Source organism: Catellatospora sp. NPDC049133, from assembly GCF_040648455.1.
In the GTDB taxonomy this organism is placed as follows: domain Bacteria; phylum Actinomycetota; class Actinomycetes; order Mycobacteriales; family Micromonosporaceae; genus Catellatospora; species Catellatospora aurea.
In genome coordinates, this window is sequence record NZ_JBEZDT010000018.1 from 161,230 (window position 1) to 177,639 (window position 16,410).

Below are 16,410 nucleotides of genomic sequence, written 5' to 3' on the forward strand. Positions count from 1 at the left end.
CCGTCACCAGGTAGTGCGCCCAGGAGCCCGATTCTTACCGCGGCGGCGGCGGAGTTCTGAACGGGTTCGGCGGCAGCTCGGGCCGCGGCGGCCGCCGCATGCCGTTGTCGAGGATCGCCACCTCGACCCGGGCCTGCCCCTGGCCCACCAGCCAGCCGGCGTACCCGGCCACGACATGGGCGGTGCCGGCCAGAACCGCCACCGCCGCGAGCTGGGCGGCCAGTTTCCAGCCGCGCTGCCACTCCCACCAAGCAGACATCGTCTTCACAGCTGCGAGAGCACCTCCTGCCCGATCGCGACGACGACCTGCCCCGCGGCCTCGGGCGCGACGTCTCCGTTCGGGGTGTACCGGATCCACACGGCGTACGAGCCGTGCCGGATCTGCAGGAGCCGGTCGTCGACCAGCAGGGCCTCGTCGCCGAGCGGCACCTGCCGCACGTCGCCGATCCACCCGTGCAGCAGTTCCAGGTTCGCCGAAGGGCTGTCGCCGCCGGCCCGGCCCACCCGGGTCACGCCGATCCACAACTCGCCCGACGCGCCACGCACGGCGCAGGTCGCGGCGAGGAAGCCCGACCCGGTCCGCTCGTTGCCGTCCTGGACCACGTCACGGGAAGGCAGGGCGATGTCCAGCAGTTCCGGCCGCAGCATGGGGCAGACGGCCTGCGGGCCCGGTTCCGGGGTGTAGGTGACGTGCAGCGCGGTCCAACCGCCCTGTCCCAGCAGGACCGCGGCAAGCAGCAGGAACAGGTACTTGCGGCCGTTGCGGCGACGGCGGGCGACGGCTCCCGGCAGTTCGGCGAACGGATCGTCGCCGGGACCGCGGACCATCGCCACGCTGGGACCCCGACCAAGATTCACGCCGGACAAGGTAGCAACCCGCGCCACCCGCCGGCGGCACGGCATCGCCATCCGCGCAGCTGGGGGGTATGCGAAAGCGGCTCCGCCCCCGCTGCCGGAACAGCGTGGGCGGAGCCGCCGACACGCTCAGACGCCGAAGGCCTCGCAGCGCGCGCCGGAGTCGACATTGTTGCCGCGTCCCGCGCGGGCGGTGTCCGTGCCCGCGCCGCAGTCCACGACGTCGTTGCCGCTGCCGGTGGTCACGGTGTCGTCCCCGGCCGCGCTGTTGACGGTGTTGTTGCCGTCGCCCGCCTCGACCCGGTCGTCGCCGCCCGCGGTGTTGACGACGTCGTTGCCCGAACCGGTGCGTACGACGTCGCCGCCCTCACCCGTGCCGACCACGTTGTTGCCGCCGCCGGCGTCGACCCGGTCGTCGCCGCCCGTGGTGGTGACCACGTCGTTGCCGCTGCCGGTGACGACGCAGTCGCCGCCGCCGTTGCCGTTCACGACGTCGTTGCCGCCCTTGCCGAGGATCAGGTCGGCGCCCTCGGTGCCGCTGATCGTCTCGTTGCGGGCGGAGCCGACGAGCACGTTCTGCACGGCGGCGCACAGGTCCTGCGGCACGCCCGCCGCGGCGACGGTGACGCCGCCGGTCGACCGGATGCCGAGCAGGGCCGCCAGCCCCGACTTGACCGTGACCTCCGGATAGGAGACCCAGCCGCCGGCCGCGACCGTCACCGTGACCGCTGTTCCCTGCACGGCCACCGTCGCGACCGCCGGCTCACCGCCGAGGACTGTGACGGAGCCGGTGCCGCCGAGCACGTACGCACCCTCGCCGAGCGCGATCGCCGCGGTGCCCCCGTCGAGCGCGACCCGGGCCGGGGCGGTGCCCGCGCCGACGGTCACCAGCACACCGCCCGCCGTGTCCGCGATCGACACGGACCGCCCCGCCCGGTCCAGGATCCGGCCGGAGGTGCCGTCGTCGTCGGAGAACGTCCCGTTGCCCGGGTCGGCGGGCAGCGGGTCGGCGTCGTCGGCGATGCCGTCGTCGTCGGCGTCGAGGTCGGTGCAGGGCAGGGTGCCCCCGCGCAGCGCGTGGCCCGCGTCGTTGCTGTCGTCGGACCAGTACACCGGCTTGCGGCCGGCGACACACGCGGTCTGCGGGGCGATGGCGAAGCCCTCGTTGTTGAAGTTCGGCATCCCGGCCGGGCGCTCGTACACCGCGCCGACCGCGAACCGGCCGGACGCGTCGACGCCGAGGGTCGCGGTGCGGCCCCGGCAGGTGTCGTCGCAGACCGCCCACAGGTGCCCGGTCTCCGGCTCGAACACCAGGTCCATCACCGCCGGGAAGCCGCTCGCGAAGGCCGAGACCCGGGTGTACGCGCCGCTGCCCTGGTCCAGGGCGTAGGCGTAGACCTGGCCATTGGCCTCCAGGCCCACCAGGAACAGGCCGTCGCCGTGGCCGGGGTAGGCGGCCGGGTCGTAGGCCTTGCCGGTGCGCTCGTCGGCGAAGCCGTGCGCGGTCAGGTAGGCGTCCGGGATCCAGGTGATGCCCTCGATGCCGCTGTTCGCGGCGACCGGCGGCAGGTCTGCCGTGAGGTCCCAGGCCATCGTGGCGTTCAGCGCCGTCCCGGCGGCCGCCGGGTCGAAGCGCACGATGCGCGGGCGGCTGACGCCGCTGTCGGCGTTGTCACGCTCGGTCGACACGAACACGCCACCGGACGGCCCGGCCGAGGTCAGCGTGACGCCCTCGGCGTCGAGGTCACCGGTGCCGTCGGCGTAGTGCAGCGCCTTGCCCGCGGCCCAGCCGCCGGCCGGGTCCGGGGTCCAGGCCGCGCCGTCGCGCACCAGCCGGTAGAGCGTGCCCGGCCCGTTCTTGACGGCCCACAGCACACCCTGGTCCTGGTACGCCAGCCCGCTCATGTTGCCGCCGAACAGGTTCGCCGCGTCGGCCGTGGTCACCTCGGCCCCACCGGGCCACACGGCCGCGGGGACCTGCCCGGGGCAGGCGTTGCCCGTGCCCTTGGTCGGCGCGGTCGTCGCCGCGAAGTCACCGGTGCCGTCCGGGCAGCGGCCGTACGTGGTCGCCGCGTGCGCGGTCCAGGTGTACGAGTCGACGAGCGTCGCCCCGTCAGCCTGGAACAGCCGCGCCGAGTCCGCGCCGCCCAGCCCGAACGCCGTCTCGACGTCGAGGACCAGGAACGCGCCCGAGGCCACGGTCGTGCCGGCCGGGATCGCGTACACATGCGTGTCGTCGTTGTCCTTGACCAGCCAACCCGACACGTCCACGCTGCTCACGCCGTGGTTGACGATTTCCACCCAGTCACCGGGCGTGCCGCCGTTCGACTCCACCTCGTTGATCCGCACCGGCGCGCCGCAGTCGTTGGCCGCGCCGCGCGTCGAGGACGTGGTGGTCGTGAACGCCCCGGTGCCGTTCGGGCACCGGCCGTATGTGGTCGCCGCGTGCGCGGTCCAGCTGTAGGTGTCCACCAGCGTCGTGCCGTCGGACAGGTAGAGCCGTGCCGAGTCCGCGCTGCCCAGGCCGAAAGCGGGCTCGGTGTCCAGGGCCAGGAACGCGCCCGGGGCGAGGGTGGTGCCCGTCGCGATAGTCACCGTGTGGGTGTCGTCGTTGTCGCGGAACACCCAGCCGGACACGTCCACGGCCGTCGTACCGGTGTTCACCAGCTCCACCCAGTCGCCGGGGGTGCCGCCGTTGGACTCGACCTCGTTGATCCGCACCGCCGCCGCGGCGGTCCCGCAGTCGTTGGCCGCGCCCCTGGTCGAGGTGTTGGTCGCGACGAACGCGCCGCTGCCGTCGGGGCAGCGCCCGTATGTCGTCGCGGCGTGCGCTGTCCAGGTGTAGGAGTCGATCAGCGTGGACCCGTCGGCCTGGAACAGGCGCGCCGAGTCCGCGCCGCCGAGCCCGAAGGACACCTCGACGTCCACGGCCACGAACCCGCGACCGGCGATGACGGTGCCGGCCGGGATCGCGTACGCGTGCGTGTCGTCGCTGTCCTTCACCACCCAGCCGGACACGTCCACGGCGGCGGAACCGGTGTTGACCAGCTCCACCCAGTCACCCGGGGTGCCGCCGTTCGACTCCACCTCATTGATCTTCACGACGGTCGCGTTCGGAGCCGAGCAGTCGTTGGCCGCGCCGCGCGTCGAGGACGTCGTCGTGGCGAACGCGCCGCTGCCGTCCGGGCAGCGGCCGTAGGTCGTGCTCGCGTGGCTCGTCCAGGAGTGACTGTCGACGACGGTGCCGTCCGCCGCGAACAGGCGGGCCGAGTCGGCGGTGCCCAGACCGAACACCGGGTCCACGTCGACGGCCAGGTAGCCGCCCGCGGCGAGCACCGTGCCCGCGGGCAGGACGAAGGCGTGCGTGTCGTCGTTGTCCTTGACCGTCCAGCCGGACACGTCGACGTCGGCGGAACCGGTGTTGACCAGCTCCACCCAGTCGCCGGGCGAGCCGCCGTTGGACTCGATCTCGTTGATCCGCACCGACGCCGCTTCCTGCGCCGACACCGGCGTACCGGGGATCAGCAGAGCGGCGGCGCAGAGCGCGGCGAAGGCCAGCCGCGTTCTTGTTTGCCGAGGTGTACGCACGATGGGTCCTTGTCGCGGAGGCGGTGAGGGACGGGGAGCAGCGCTCCTCGCCGCAGCCTCCGGCACACCGGCGACCGCCAGTTGAACACGCGGCGAACACCAGCGCCGACCCAGGCAGGATTGCCGGGCAGTCAACCTTGATCCGGCCCTCCGGCCGATCCGCGCCCTCCGTTCGGCGGACGGTCCCCGCGTCAGTGCGGGCGGATCCCGCACCAAGGTCGTTCGACTTGCCTGGCAACCGGGCGTATGGCGGGTCAAGATACGCACAGGTGCCAGGCAAGTCGAACGATCAAGGGCGGCGGGGGACGCCGTCACCCGTCGCAGACGCGGTCGGCAGGGGCGGCTTGTGGATTCTTGGGTCATACTCGTAAGCACCGGCTCGCAGCGAGGGGCAGGAGCCAGCCGTGACTGTCGCGTCCGACCGAGAGAAGATCGCCGAGCTGCTCTCCTGCGTGGAAGAGCTGGAGGACATCGCCCGCACGCTCGACGACGACCGGCGCGCGCGGCTGCTCCGCGTCGCCCGGCAGTGGCTGGCCACCTGCGAACCGATCCGGCCGGTGATAGCGGCCGAGCTGCTTGATCTGAGCGAGCCGACGGTACGGGAATGGGCCCGCGTCGGCGTCTTCGCGATCGTGCAGGTCAACGGGCAGCCGCGACTGGAACCGCGCCGCTTCCATGAGGTATGGCACCTGGTCAAAGACCTGCGCCGGGCCGGGCAGACCCGAGGGCTGCTCGACGCCGTATGGCGCTACCTGGAGGACACCGCGCTGCTGGAACGCGACGACCTCCGGGAGAGCCTCGCGCAGATGCAGCGCGGCGAGGGCAAGGCCATCGACGTCCACGAGCTGCTCGCGCGTACGCGGCAGAGCCCGGCCTAGGCAGGTCACGTGCCCGTCACCCTCGACTGGACCCCCCGCGCCGAGCAGCAGTTCGACGGCCTGCGCAGCCGCCAGCAGCAGCAGGTCGCACAGTTCCTGCGCCACCTCGAAGCGGAGGGCTGCGCGGCGCTCGGCTACCGCCTCACCGGCGGGGCCCCGCTCGACCACCTGTGCGTGAAGCACGTCGGCGACCTGCGCATCGTGGTCGCGTTCCGGTCCGGCAGGCAGGCATGCGTGCTCCTGATCGGACGGCACGACGAGGCCGACCCGGGTGCCGACGTGTACGCGGCGCTGTACGAACTCGCCGGGGTCAAGCCGCCGACGGACCCGCGTACCAAGCCGCCCTGCTGCGGCGACGGCGGGCTGCCGCCGGAGATCGGCGCGGCCGTCGACGAGCTCGCCGACCGGGCGATCCGGATCCGCCGCACCCGGCGTGGCGAGGGCCGGGCGGGCTAGCTCGTCGCCGCATTGGTACGGCCGGTCAGGCGCTCGTGGCGCTGCCGGGCCGCCTGCGCGGAGCCGAGGCCGAGCCCGAAGGCGATCGCCTGCCAGGTCAGGCCCCGTGCGCGGGCCAGGTCGAGCAGGCCCGCCTCCAGGGCGTCGAGGTCGGCCCGCACCCGCGGGATGAGGGTGAGCGCGGCGGTCAAGTCGGTCTCGTCGAACGGCTCCTCGGCGGCCTCGGGCTGGGCCGAACCCGCCGCGAGGGACACCGACAGAGCGACCGCCTCGTACGGGTCCAGCACGTACGGATGCCGCCAGCGGTCGCGCCTGCTCGCGGTCGCGCCGTGGCGCTCGGCGAGCCGGGTCAGGGCGGCGAAGTCGCGGTGTGCACGGGCCCGCCCGGCGTCCGGCGGAACGAACGGGTCCTCATCGTGGATGTCAGCCATGGGCACAGCCAACCAGATAAACGGCCCGTTGTAAACATAATGTTGAACACGTCATGTTCAACCGCGTTCAAAGGTAGTCGAAGAACCGGTCCCACCAGCTCTGCACCCGAGGCCACGCACCGTCGTAGCGCTGCCACAACGGCTCTTCAGGGATGAGCACATACCCGAGGCTGGCCAGCGCGTCGCCGATCCGGCCACCGTCGTCGGAGTGGAGCAGCTCGGCCGCCTCCTCGTCCGTCCATACGCCCGGATTGTCGACGGCGAGCACCGCCATCCCGCCGAAATTGCTGATCGAGACGACGAGCCGGCTTCCGGTCGCGGTGAGCGCGGCAGGAACCTCGATGCGGCCGTGCAGGCTCGCGACCTGCACGTGCCGGTCCACCTCGCACGCGCCGCCGAACGCGGCATCCAGCCGCTGCGCGAGCTGCTCGAACCGGGCCCGCTCGCGCCGACCGTCGTAGCCGGTCGGGAACTCCAGACCCTGTGGATCGTCCAGCGAGCGCAGCAGTCGCCACAACTCGTCATGATCGCTGAGCATGCCGTCACGCACCGGGCAGTGCGATGTGCTCGTAGGCCAAGGCCTTCTCCAGTGCCTGCTCGTCGGTCAGGTGCGGCGTGTGGTGGAACAGGTAGCCGACGACGTGCGGGCACTCGGTGATGCGCTCCAGCTCCTCGACCTTGTCGTCGACCTCTTCGTCCGGCGTGTGCACCAGCTCGGCCATGAGCGCCAAGGCGCGCCGGCGCTGCTCGGGCGTCAGGGTCCGCATCTGCTGCCCTCCCGGGCCGGTGTCGCTCGTGGCCATACCGGCTGGATGGTAGTGCTTAGGATGGGCCGCGCCATCGGACGTCTTCGCGGGGGAGTCAGGGACGTGACCTGGTTTGAGGGGCTTCTGCGGCGACGGCGACGGCAGCGGACGTGGTTCCGGATCGTGCTGGTGTCGGTGGTCGTGACCGGGCTGGTCGCCTTCTTCGGCTGGCCGCACTGGGTGCAGTACCAGGCGCGGCAGGAGAAGCAGGCACGCCAGGCGGCCATAGCCGAATACAAGCCGTTCGTTTTCCCGGCGATCCGCGCCCTGCTGGGATACGACTACCGCGACTTCGACGGTTCCGTCGCGCGTGGACAGTCCTTCCTCACAGGACCGTTCGCCGCCAAGTACACGGCCGCCATGGCCGCGCTGCGCCCGAGCGCCCTCGCGGAGCAGGCCGTTGTCACCGCGGAGGCCCGCAGTGTGGGCCTCCGCGAGTACGGGCAGCAAAGGGCCGAGGTGCTGGCCCACGTGACTCAGCGACGCATGACGAACGCGCTGGCCGGGGTTGAGATCACCGAATGCGAGGTCGTGGTCGCCCTGGAACGTGTCGGGTCGGAGTGGAAGGTGGCGAGGTTCGCCGTCCAGCCGTATCCCAACGTCCACCTCTCGCCCACGTCCACGCCGCGACCATCGCCCTGACCGGGTCGCGCTGTCGTGCCAGCACAGCGTCGGTGCTCTCACCGGGGTCTGGTCGCGTGGCACTCGTCCAGGGCTGCCAGCAGGTCGGTCAGCCCGGACGAGGTCATCGAGACGCCGTTCGGAGCACGTCGATATTTGAGCTGTGCCGGGGTGGGGTAACGCGCGCCGTCAGTGAGGTCGATCCACAACACGGCGGCCCGTTCACCGTCCGGCCTGATGGTGAATTTCTCCACCTGCGAGAACGCGAACACCCGGTTCCGATGGCCGTCGCGTACGTGCAGGTGGGTTCCACTCGTCCAGATGCCGATCCGCAACTGCCCGCGGAACCACAGCGCTCCCCCGAGAAGCAGCAAGAGCCTGCCGATCCCTGCCTCGCGCACGCCGATCTCCACGATCCCGTAAACCGCCAGGGCCGCACAGATCCAGAACCCCAGCAGGCCCCCCAGCCGGCTGTCGGGGTCCGGTGTCAGGCGGCGCAGGGGCGCAAAGTTGGTCCGCATCAGCACGAGCGACATTCTGCGGCAGGCACGGATCAGCCGTCTGCCCCGAACCCGGCTGCCATGGCCGACGGGCTACCGGGAGTTCGCCGACGTCGAACGCCCACGAACCCCCGGTAGCCGTCAGCCGAGCAGCCGCTGCGCGCTCCATGCGGTGTCAGAACGTCTGAGCACGGATCAAGAGCGCATCAGCGGGACCATCAGGTGCGTGCCGAGGACATCGTTCATGACGGGCGGGGTCTGGGTGTCGTACTTGCCGGTGCCGGAGCGCACCGACAGGAGCATCCGGCCCAGCGCGCCCGGTGCCGTCTCGTACGCCTGCAGCGCCGAACCCCGGAAGATGACCGGCTTGTCGTACTGCGCGGCCAGCCGGACCATCACCCCGCCGATGAGTTTCTGGCAGGTCGAGCACGGGGTGTTGGTCTGGTGCGCCTCGATGATGACCGCGAGCGTCGTCTCCTGATTCAGGTTCACGGCCGCCGCCTCGACCCAGGCCAGGAACGCCTGGAACTCGGAGTGTGCGACGCCGGAGACGCCCGGGAGTTTGTGCGGCTCGACGGTGTCCTTGGCGGCGGCCGACTCCTGCTCGATCGCCCCGCCGACGCGGCGGACCACGGTCAGGCCGGCCAGCAGCGAGTTCCCGGACGCGCCGCCGGGCAGGGCCGTCCGGTGCAGGGCGGGGGCGGTGACGGTGTAGTAGGTGGTTGGGGCGGTGCGGAGCAGCACGTCGAGGGTGTCGGAAACCGCCCACAGGCTGTCGCCGGTGTGGGTCTGGCCACCCGCCTCGTACTCGTACCTCTCCCCGGTGAAACTCAGGTGATTGGGCATCTGCGCCTCCTGTGTCGGTCGGACACCGGTTAAGAGGCGCGACCCGGGCCGGTGATACGCGGCCTCGTCACGGCAGCCGGGTCGGGTGTGCGACTCCGGCCAGGCCGTCCACGACACAGACCAGTCCGGCGTACGAGCAACCGCACGCGATCCATACTGAAAGCGGAAAAGCATCTCCTACGGCGGGTAATCGATGGCTGAGTGGCTGTTCGTGGGCGTGTTCGGCGTATTCGTCGGGCACCACGGGAACTCGGTGGTGCAGCTCCCCGACGCCGAGGAAGACCGTCGGCATTCGCAACTGCACCACCTCCTCCGAGTCGTCGGCGCGCGAGTCCAGGAACTGGTTCAGCTACGGCAGTGGCAGGCCGCGGGCGGGATGAGCCGCCAGCAGGTGATCATCGATCCGATCCTGACGGAGACGGACCGTCCCGTGGTCGGCCGGATCCGGCAACGCGACGAACCGGGTTACGAGGGAATCTGGTGCGAGTTGCTGCTACCCCGCGCCTGGCTGAGCCAACCGGTCGACGGGCTGCGCGCCGTGCAGGCGACCCGCGCCGTCCTCGCGACGCTGGACGCCGTCGGTTCGCAGTACGGGCTGGGGGTCATACCGGTGCGCAATCCCGCATCCGCCGGGGACGCGCCGGACGACCCGTTCGCCGCCCCACCCCGGCACCGCAAACAGGCCATGGCGTACGCATCCGAGTGGCTGGGAGAACTGCTGCAGGTCCTCGGACCTGACGAACTGCTGGTGGCGACCCGAACCGAGCGGTCCGGGCGGACGGCGGCAAAGCTCGACCGATTCATCGAGAACATGGGTGAACTCGTCGAACACGACGATCAAACTCTCCCCGACGGCAAGAAAGTCATGACGTGGAAAATCCGCGCGAACTGGTGAGCTGGTCGGTGAACGCCCCCGGACTCGGACGGCGGCACCAGCGGTCACTGCAGGACGCCGCGGCGTCGGCCGCGTCCTGGATCGAGCAGTGGCCGGGATGCGTGAGCGCGACCGTCTCCGGGCCGATCCGGTTCCGTGTAGAGGTGTCGGCCCCTGGCGACGTTGCACTGCAACCGCCGGCAGCCGAACTGATCGACGGGGTCGTCGAGGTCTCCATCACCGTTGATCGGCAGGCACTGGAAGGGTCCACGCCGCTGCTCCGTCGGCACGTCCTCGATGCCTTTCTGACAGGAATCGAACTGGGTGCATCGGTCGCGCCGCACCAGCCGCCGATCGAGGTGTGGATCGAGCCGGAGGACGAAGAGGAGGCCGAGAAACTGCACCCGCTCGACGTTCTCGGCGCGGAGCTGTCGATGCTCGCCGAGGGCGAGGTGATGGTGATCCGGCCCCTCTGGGAAGGCGCGGACGGGCTGAGGCGGTACCACGAACTCGACGATGCCCTGGTTGCCCGGTTGGCTCGGTCGAAGCTGGGCGACCTGCTGGACACCTCGTCGCACCCCGGCGCCGTCAGCTGGACCATACAGATCAGCCGCTCCCGATAACCGGGCCGACTGCACCGGACCGGGAGGAGCGCTGGTCGGCAACCGCGAGCCAGCGCATGATCCAATGGGCCGATGGAACTCACCAAGCAGTTCAGCGAGCAGCAATACCGTCAGGCGCTGGACTCGTGGACCTGGCTGGATCTGGGCGGTAAAGCCCCGCGTTTCACCTCGCTGTTCGGTGATGTGTTCCTGGAATCCGCGGACGGGGCATGGTGGCACCTCGACACCTTCGAAGGGGAACTCGTACGAGGCTGGAACACCCGCGCCGACCTCATCGCCGAACTGGAGACCGAGGCCGGCCAGGACAGGTACCTGCTGGGCGCCCTTGCCATGGGCGCATTCCACCGGCGTGGGCTTCGTTTGGAAGCCGACCAGGTCTACGCCTACGCCCCGCCGCCGATCATCACCGGCAGTTTCGACGTCGACCACATCGCCGTCTTCGACTTCGTCGTCGTGGTGAACATCGCCGGCCAACTCCACCTGCAGCTAAGGAGCAAGTCCGCATAGCAGCCCTCTGTGCGGGAGACGGCAAGGGCACCTGGTCATCGGAACCACAACTCGTCAAAGACGGTTGGCCTGGTGCTGACCTAACGACCGGACATCTGTAGCGACAGCGCCAGAATTTGGCGACCGTTCCCAGCCGACAGATGCCCGGCTGATGGGTTCTTGCCGCAGTCTGACCTGGTTACCGTATGCACTTCATGACCTTGGGTAGCGGCGTGGAGGCACTGATGTCTGGTTACCGGTTCAACCCTCCGCCCGGCTGGCCCACTCCCCCGCCCGGATGGTCGCCACCGGCAGGGTGGACGCCGGATCCCTCGCTTCCGCAAGCCCCTCCCGATTGGCAGTGGTGGCTCCCCGAGGTGCCCACTCCGCCGGTATCGCCCGCTCCCAAGGCCGTCATCCCCGCGCAGCAGGCGGCAATGGCGGCAGCCCCGACTCTTGTAGCACCGGCGGCCGGAGGACCGGGTAGCAGCCTTTTCGGACGCGGCAAGAAGCGGCTTGAGGACGAGAACCAGCTGCTGCGATCCGAGATCACCAGGCTGATGGGGCTCGACACCAGCGCGATCGCGGCGGAAACCGCCTCGTTCCAGACAGCCCTGCAACGCGCTCGGGGCGAATACCAGCAACTGCAGGCACAACTGACGAACGTGCGTGCCGAGCTCGTGCGATCCTCCGCGGAAGCCGAACTGCAAGAGGTCGCCATCTACGAGTACCGGCACCCGCTGGCCGATGCCGTCGCCTACAAGGAAAGGCTCGCCGACCTCAACGTCCGGATCAAGGATGCCGCCCGCACCGGCAACGCGGTGCAGGCCGCCACGGCGTGGACCGTCAACGGATCCCAGGCCGAGGGTCGAAAGATGATCAACGAGACCTCCAAGCTCATGCTGCGCGCCTACAACGCTGAAGCGGAGAACTGCGTCGCGCGGGTGCAGCCGCATCGGCTGGACTCGACGATCGAACGGCTGACCAAAGTGACCGAGACCATCGCCCGTCTGGGCAAGACGATGAGCATCCGCATCTCTCCCGAGTACCACCAGCTACGCGTGTACGAACTCCGGCTGACCGCCGACTACCGCGCGAAGGTCGAGGAGGAGAAGGAGCGCATCCGCGAGGAGCGTGAGCGCATGCGCGAGGAGAAGGCCGCGGCGGCGGAGTTCGAGCGGGAGAAGGCCAGACTGGCCAAGGAGCAGTCGCATTACCAGGCGGCGCTGGCGAAGCTCACGGCAAAGGGCGACCTTGCGGCCGCGGCTGAAATCGAAGCGAAGCTCCAGGAGATCGGCGAGGCGATCGCCGGAGTCGAGGCCCGCGAGGCGAACATCCGGGCCGGCTACGTCTACGTGATCTCCAACATCGGCGCGTTCGGTCCTGGCATGGTGAAGATCGGCATGACCCGGCGGTTGGACCCCGAGGACCGGGTCCGTGAACTCGGTGACGCATCCGTGCCCTTCCGCTTCGACGTCCACGCGCTGATCTTCAGCGAGGATGCCGTCGGCCTGGAGGGCAAGCTGCACGCGGCGCTGAGCGCCAAGCGGGTGAATCAGGTGAACCTGCGCCGCGAGTACTTCTACGCCACCCCAGCCGAAGTCCGGGAGCTGCTGAGCGAGATCGCCGGTCAGCACCTGCTCGAGTACCACGAAACTCCCGAAGCCCTGGAGTGGCGAGCCAGCCACGCCGGCCGGGCGACGGATGATCCAGCTCGTTAGGCCGAGTGTTCATAGTGGTGCGGGTGCACCAGCGGGTCGCTGAGCACGACGAAGTCGACGACCTCCCAGAACTCCTTCACCCGAGGATGGGACAGGGCCTCCGCGCGCGTGAGCTTCTGCCCGAACATCGGATCGTCCGGGGCGACCTCGGCGGCGTCGACCGCGGTCGCCGCCGGGGCGTCGCTGCCCGCGACCGGGCCGAACCGGCAGCCGAAGGTCACGTGGTCGTGGTAGTCCCCCTGGCCCCAGGTGCCGAAGACGACATCGATCCAGGTCTCGCGCTCGTGGCCGTGGTCGTAGCAGGCCGCGAAGAACACCGCGTACGGCTGGTCGTCGCGGTTGACCATGGTCCAGGTGCGCCGGCTGGCGTTCCCGCAGCAGTCACAGGCATGGGTGGTGCCGCCGCGCCAACCCTCATCGAACGTGAGCATGCCGCGCATTCTCACCCGCGAGAAGATCTTCCGCAAAGCCCGCACCGGGAAGCACGTGAACCTGAGGCGCAGGTCGGGGGCTGTCGCCTTCAGGCCCCTGACCTGTGCGTCAGGCGGATCAGCTGCCAGGAAGGGCAGACCCCGAACCCGGTTGGCTCTCGTACCGGCCTGCCATGCGCAGCTCGGCACGGGCCTGCCGCGCGCCGAGGCAGTCGGGTTGCAGGCAGATGCGGCACCGCCCGGAGCGCTCGCCGTTCCGGTGGCGGTGCAGCTCACGGTGCAGGAACTCCGCACGCTTGTCGCTGATCGGTTCGATGTAGGACCGCACGGATGCCTCCTTCGGTGATCGACGGATGTTCACGGGCCGCCGAGGCAGGCGGACACAGCCCGTGAACTGGGGATTCACCGAATGGCAGACGCCCGGTATCGTGCCGCGCATGACGACGGGGGATGTGCCGGGCGAGGTCCGGCGGTGGAAGCTGATCGCGCTGGTGAGCGCGCTCAGCGCGGTGGCGGCCGCGGCCGCGCTGGTCGGTTGGACCGCCCGCGGATGGGGTGGCGATGCCGCCCCCACGAGCGCGACGTTCACCGGCGGCGGTCAGACCACCAGCAACATCTGCGAGCCGCAGCAGGGCACCTGGTTCCGGAACGGGGCCATTGTCAAGATCCTCAGTGCTGAAGGCGAGCAGCTCGCCACGGGCAGGATTCTCAACGAGCCGGTGTGGGGAAACGGGGGTTGCCATCAGGAGTTCGTCGTGGACGGCATCCCCGAACGGCGCAGCGTGTACGTCGTGGAGGTCGGGCGCTGGCGGCACCCGGTCACGGAGGAGCAGCTCCGCGCGAATACCGCTGAAGTCATGCTGATCTAGCAGCGACACCGCGCACCCACGAGCGCGCTTGGGTCGGCCTGCCTTCGCACGCCGCCGCCAGTGGTCAGCAGGCTGTATGGGCTCGCGACGAGACTTCCGTGCCGTGGCGCTGAGCCGCGAACGCCGGTTCTTTCGGTCGAGTGATCGCCCGAGGTTATTCATGACGCCGCTCGGTCCGCTTGCGCCGACGACCATGCTTCGATCACCTGCCGCAGATGTTCGGCGGCACCGGCGGTGAGCTTCACCGTCAGCCGGCGGCGACCTCTGACGAGTTCCACAATCCGTGCGTCGAGCAGCAGGTATACGACAGCACGAGCGGACTCCGCGGACACTCCGGCGTCGGCCAGTTCCTGGTGCAGCTCGCCGATCGACCATTCACGCGACGGGTCCGCGATCATGTGCGCGTAGATCGCCGCCCGACTCGGGCTGCGCCTGGCGAGCAGACTTCCCGCCGAAACCATTGTTGATGACCCCCCTTTCGACCTCTATGGTCTTGGTAGGCAGCGAGGCGGACGGATCTTCCCATCACCCCCGCCTCGCGCTGACCCAAGCTTGAAGGGCCGGAGACGGTCTTCGAAGGGGTTGCCAGATGGCTCGACAGCCTGGCAACGCATGCGGTGGACTCGATGGGATGGGCATGAGCACAGAGTCATTCGGCGAGAACCTGCGGCGGATACGCATGGAACGTGGATGGTCGCTGCGCCGACTCAGCGCGGAGTCCCACATCGACAAAGGCCACCTCAGTAGAATCGAGCGCGACAAGCGCCCACCGTCGGGGACCGTCGCCAATGCTGTGGACGTCGCGCTGGAGGCGAACGGGGTTCTGATCGCCGTCGCGCAGGTTCAGCAAGTCCAGGAGATGCGAGCGGCGGTAACGTCTGATCCCATGAGGCGACGCACGCTCGTCACGATGCCGCTGGCCGCTGCTGTGGCGAGTCTCGGCGGAGTCGATAACGCCACGCAGCGAGTCGGCCAAGTCGGTGTCAGCGACGCCGAGCGGTTGCATCGGGCCGTTGCGCGACTGCGCGCACTCGGTCACCAACACGGCGGCGAAAACCTATGGCAGGCTGCGGCCGGTGTCGCCCGGGAGGGATATCACCTCCTTGAGAACGGGACCTACAGCGAGAGCGTCGGAGACAGAATCCTGGCTGCCACTGGCCGCGCGCAGATGTGCGCCGGCTGGCTCGCCTTCGACTCGGGTCAGCAGGACATCGCTCGCTCCTGCTACAACGAGGCGCTTTCTCTGGCTAGCCAGTCCGCCAACCCCGGGATCGAGGTTCACGCCCTCGCCAACCTTGCGTTCCAGAGCAGCTTCCTTGGTATGCCGCGGCAGGCGCTCCGGTACGCGGAAGCGGCCAGCCGCATCGCCCACGGCTACGACAAGCGTGGGCGGATCGCGGTCGTGCCGCTGATCCGCCAGGCCACCGCACACGCCATCGCCGGTAACGAGGCAGAGTCGGCCAAGGCGGCGGCAGATGCTAGGCGTCACCTCGATAAGGCACACGAGGAGGGCGACGATTGGTGCACGTTCGTCAGCTCCGCAGAACTGGACGGCATCGAGGCAACGGCAGCGATGAAGCTCGGCTACGCCGCCCGCGCGGAGACGCTCCTCGAACGAGCCGTGACCGCTCACGGTGCAGGCTTCGCGCGAAACCGTGCGTTGTACCGCGTGCGCCTCGCCAGTACACGGCTTGACCTGCGCGATGTGGTCGGCGCGGCGCTCGCCGCGAACGACGCGCTGGACGACCTTGGCAGTGAGGTCGCCAGTTGGGTTGTCACCAGTGAACTGCAGAGCGTCGCTCAGCGCCTTGCACAGCATCCCGAGGAGAATGAGGTCGGGCGCTTCCTCGCTCGGTACATCGCATCGGTATCCGCTGGTCAAGGAACAAAACGATGAACGTTCGCACAGGTCTCGTCCTCGAAAAACACGACGCGTCGGTGATCTCAGAGTTTCGCGACGAACTTCTCGCCGTCTATCGCGAGGCTTACGCCGATAAGATCCAGAACCCCTTCTTCGCCGAGAACCGGTTCTGGGAAAGGATCGAGGCCTACGCGGCGCGGGACGGATTCGAGCTGGTCACCGGTCGGCTCGGCGGGCAACTCGTGGGCTACGCGCTCGGCTACACGCTGCCCGAGGGGTCGGCTTGGTGGCGAGGGTTCCTCAATGAGGTCGATCCAGAACTTTTAGTCGAGGACGGCGCGCGGACCTTCGCACTGAACTACATCATGGTTCGCCCATCGCAGCGGCGACGCGGCGCGGCAGAGGCCCTGCATGCTGTCCTGATGAGCAGTCGGCCGGAGGCCAGGGCGACCCTGCTCGTCTTGGCACACAACACGGCGGCATTGACCGCCTACCAAAAGTGGGGATGGCACAAGCTCGGCGAACTGAAGCCGTTCGAGGACTCACCAGTCTACGAAGCCATGG

21 protein-coding genes are annotated in these 16,410 nt (G+C 69.5%); 10 read left to right on the forward strand and 11 right to left on the reverse strand.

Annotated elements, in window-relative coordinates; genetic code table 11:
• Window positions 1-34 precede the first annotated feature (34 nt).
• The 3 genes from AB0B35_RS21750 to AB0B35_RS21760 all read right to left on the reverse strand — a co-directional run bounded on the left by AB0B35_RS21750 (window position 35) and on the right by AB0B35_RS21760 (window position 4,443).
• Entirely contained in the window at window positions 35-259 is a 225-nt protein-coding gene (locus AB0B35_RS21750) for a hypothetical protein (RefSeq protein WP_361048295.1), read from the reverse strand.
• Window positions 260-264: 5 nt separating this feature from the next.
• The gene (locus AB0B35_RS21755) at window positions 265-858 is read right to left on the reverse strand and encodes a hypothetical protein (RefSeq protein WP_361048297.1); all 594 of its coding nucleotides are present in this window, start codon (window positions 856-858) and stop codon (window positions 265-267) included.
• 126 nt (window positions 859-984) lie between these two features.
• On the reverse strand, window positions 985-4,443 hold the full coding sequence (locus tag AB0B35_RS21760; protein WP_361048299.1) for a lamin tail domain-containing protein: 3,459 nt from the start codon (window positions 4,441-4,443) through the stop codon (window positions 985-987).
• Window positions 4,444-4,847: 404 nt separating this feature from the next.
• Here AB0B35_RS21760 and AB0B35_RS21765 point away from each other — a divergent pair, with 404 nt between their 5' ends.
• Both AB0B35_RS21765 and AB0B35_RS21770 read left to right on the forward strand, forming a co-directional pair.
• Window positions 4,848-5,321, forward strand: a complete 474-nt coding sequence (locus AB0B35_RS21765; protein WP_361048301.1) for a hypothetical protein — start codon at window positions 4,848-4,850, stop codon at window positions 5,319-5,321.
• Between the two features lie 9 nt (window positions 5,322-5,330).
• Window positions 5,331-5,777, forward strand: a complete 447-nt coding sequence (locus AB0B35_RS21770; protein ID WP_361048303.1) for a hypothetical protein — start codon at window positions 5,331-5,333, stop codon at window positions 5,775-5,777.
• On the opposite strand, the gene AB0B35_RS21775 is transcribed toward AB0B35_RS21770, so the two are convergent.
• The 3 genes from AB0B35_RS21775 to AB0B35_RS21785 all read right to left on the reverse strand — a co-directional run bounded on the left by AB0B35_RS21775 (window position 5,774) and on the right by AB0B35_RS21785 (window position 7,011).
• A complete protein-coding gene (locus AB0B35_RS21775; RefSeq protein ID WP_361048305.1) occupies window positions 5,774-6,208 on the reverse strand; it encodes a DNA-binding protein in 435 nt (144 codons plus the stop codon). The two genes, AB0B35_RS21770 and AB0B35_RS21775, sit on opposite strands and share 4 nt — an antisense overlap.
• Window positions 6,209-6,275: 67 nt before the next feature.
• The gene (locus AB0B35_RS21780) at window positions 6,276-6,746 is read right to left on the reverse strand and encodes a hypothetical protein (protein ID WP_361048307.1); all 471 of its coding nucleotides are present in this window, start codon (window positions 6,744-6,746) and stop codon (window positions 6,276-6,278) included.
• 4 nt (window positions 6,747-6,750) lie between these two features.
• Window positions 6,751-7,011 carry a hypothetical protein gene (locus tag AB0B35_RS21785; RefSeq protein WP_360540588.1) on the reverse strand — a complete coding sequence of 87 codons (261 nt, stop codon included), beginning with the start codon at window positions 7,009-7,011 and terminating at the stop codon, window positions 6,751-6,753.
• A 126-nt stretch (window positions 7,012-7,137) separates the two neighbouring features.
• Here AB0B35_RS21785 and AB0B35_RS21790 point away from each other — a divergent pair, with 126 nt between their 5' ends.
• On the forward strand, window positions 7,138-7,656 hold the full coding sequence (locus tag AB0B35_RS21790) for a hypothetical protein (protein WP_361048309.1): 519 nt from the start codon (window positions 7,138-7,140) through the stop codon (window positions 7,654-7,656).
• 38 nt (window positions 7,657-7,694) lie between these two features.
• Here AB0B35_RS21790 and AB0B35_RS21795 read toward each other — a convergent pair whose 3' ends face one another.
• Together AB0B35_RS21795 and AB0B35_RS21800 are read right to left on the reverse strand one after the other, a co-directional pair.
• Window positions 7,695-8,162 (reverse strand): hypothetical protein, encoded by a 468-nt coding sequence (locus AB0B35_RS21795; protein ID WP_360540592.1) that lies wholly within the window; start codon window positions 8,160-8,162, stop codon window positions 7,695-7,697.
• A gap of 168 nt (window positions 8,163-8,330) precedes the next feature.
• Window positions 8,331-8,981: a hypothetical protein gene (locus AB0B35_RS21800; protein WP_361048311.1), complete on the reverse strand. Its 651-nt coding sequence runs from the start codon at window positions 8,979-8,981 to the stop codon at window positions 8,331-8,333.
• Window positions 8,982-9,174: 193 nt separating this feature from the next.
• Here AB0B35_RS21800 and AB0B35_RS21805 point away from each other — a divergent pair, with 193 nt between their 5' ends.
• From AB0B35_RS21805 to AB0B35_RS21820, 4 genes are all read left to right on the forward strand, one after another.
• The gene (locus AB0B35_RS21805; RefSeq protein WP_361048313.1) at window positions 9,175-9,876 is read left to right on the forward strand and encodes a hypothetical protein; all 702 of its coding nucleotides are present in this window, start codon (window positions 9,175-9,177) and stop codon (window positions 9,874-9,876) included.
• Entirely contained in the window at window positions 9,852-10,478 is a 627-nt protein-coding gene (locus tag AB0B35_RS21810; protein WP_361048315.1) for a hypothetical protein, read from the forward strand. The genes AB0B35_RS21805 and AB0B35_RS21810 overlap by 25 nt, the downstream gene beginning before the upstream one ends.
• A gap of 72 nt (window positions 10,479-10,550) precedes the next feature.
• Complete coding sequence (locus AB0B35_RS21815) at window positions 10,551-10,985, forward strand: hypothetical protein (protein ID WP_361048317.1); 435 nt, start codon at window positions 10,551-10,553, stop codon at window positions 10,983-10,985.
• Between the two features lie 356 nt (window positions 10,986-11,341).
• A complete protein-coding gene (locus AB0B35_RS21820) occupies window positions 11,342-12,685 on the forward strand; it encodes a DUF4041 domain-containing protein (protein ID WP_361048319.1) in 1,344 nt (447 codons plus the stop codon).
• Here AB0B35_RS21820 and AB0B35_RS21825 read toward each other — a convergent pair.
• Together AB0B35_RS21825 and AB0B35_RS21830 are read right to left on the reverse strand one after the other, a co-directional pair.
• Complete coding sequence (locus AB0B35_RS21825) at window positions 12,682-13,116, reverse strand: hypothetical protein (RefSeq protein WP_361048321.1); 435 nt, start codon at window positions 13,114-13,116, stop codon at window positions 12,682-12,684. The genes AB0B35_RS21820 and AB0B35_RS21825 overlap by 4 nt on opposite strands.
• 118 nt (window positions 13,117-13,234) lie before the next feature.
• Window positions 13,235-13,444 (reverse strand): hypothetical protein, encoded by a 210-nt coding sequence (locus AB0B35_RS21830; RefSeq protein WP_361048323.1) that lies wholly within the window; start codon window positions 13,442-13,444, stop codon window positions 13,235-13,237.
• 61 nt (window positions 13,445-13,505) lie between these two features.
• On the opposite strand from AB0B35_RS21830, the gene AB0B35_RS21835 reads away from it, so the two are divergent.
• Window positions 13,506-13,985 carry a hypothetical protein gene (locus tag AB0B35_RS21835; protein ID WP_361048325.1) on the forward strand — a complete coding sequence of 160 codons (480 nt, stop codon included), beginning with the start codon at window positions 13,506-13,508 and terminating at the stop codon, window positions 13,983-13,985.
• A gap of 158 nt (window positions 13,986-14,143) precedes the next feature.
• Here the strand turns inward: AB0B35_RS21835 and AB0B35_RS21840 are convergent, their stop codons facing one another.
• Window positions 14,144-14,446, reverse strand: coding sequence for a hypothetical protein (locus AB0B35_RS21840; protein WP_361048327.1), 303 nt, complete (start codon window positions 14,444-14,446; stop codon window positions 14,144-14,146).
• A gap of 176 nt (window positions 14,447-14,622) precedes the next feature.
• On the opposite strand from AB0B35_RS21840, the gene AB0B35_RS21845 reads away from it, so the two are divergent.
• Both AB0B35_RS21845 and AB0B35_RS21850 read left to right on the forward strand, forming a co-directional pair.
• Entirely contained in the window at window positions 14,623-15,882 is a 1,260-nt protein-coding gene (locus AB0B35_RS21845) for a helix-turn-helix transcriptional regulator (protein WP_361048329.1), read from the forward strand.
• Window positions 15,879-16,410 (forward strand): GNAT family N-acetyltransferase (locus tag AB0B35_RS21850; RefSeq protein WP_361048331.1); only part of this gene is annotated, 532 nt, incomplete at its 3' end. The genes AB0B35_RS21845 and AB0B35_RS21850, both read left to right, overlap by 4 nt.

Bases quoted from the DNA above. Each gene is read 5' to 3' on its own strand.
- AB0B35_RS21750 (WP_361048295.1), bottom strand. From the start codon at position 259: ATGTCTGCTTGGTGGGAGTGGCAGCGCGGCTGGAAACTGGCCGCCCAG.
- AB0B35_RS21775 (WP_361048305.1), bottom strand. From the start codon at position 6,208: ATGGCTGACATCCACGATGAGGACCCGTTCGTTCCGCCGGACGCCGGG.
- AB0B35_RS21780 (WP_361048307.1), bottom strand. From the start codon at position 6,746: ATGCTCAGCGATCATGACGAGTTGTGGCGACTGCTGCGCTCGCTGGAC.
- AB0B35_RS21785 (WP_360540588.1), bottom strand. From the start codon at position 7,011: ATGGCCACGAGCGACACCGGCCCGGGAGGGCAGCAGATGCGGACCCTG.
- AB0B35_RS21800 (WP_361048311.1), bottom strand. From the start codon at position 8,981: ATGCCCAATCACCTGAGTTTCACCGGGGAGAGGTACGAGTACGAGGCG.
- AB0B35_RS21805 (WP_361048313.1), top strand. From the start codon at position 9,175: ATGGCTGAGTGGCTGTTCGTGGGCGTGTTCGGCGTATTCGTCGGGCAC.
- AB0B35_RS21815 (WP_361048317.1), top strand. From the start codon at position 10,551: ATGGAACTCACCAAGCAGTTCAGCGAGCAGCAATACCGTCAGGCGCTG.
- AB0B35_RS21825 (WP_361048321.1), bottom strand. From the start codon at position 13,116: ATGCTCACGTTCGATGAGGGTTGGCGCGGCGGCACCACCCATGCCTGT.
- AB0B35_RS21840 (WP_361048327.1), bottom strand. From the start codon at position 14,446: ATGGTTTCGGCGGGAAGTCTGCTCGCCAGGCGCAGCCCGAGTCGGGCG.
- AB0B35_RS21845 (WP_361048329.1), top strand. From the start codon at position 14,623: ATGAGCACAGAGTCATTCGGCGAGAACCTGCGGCGGATACGCATGGAA.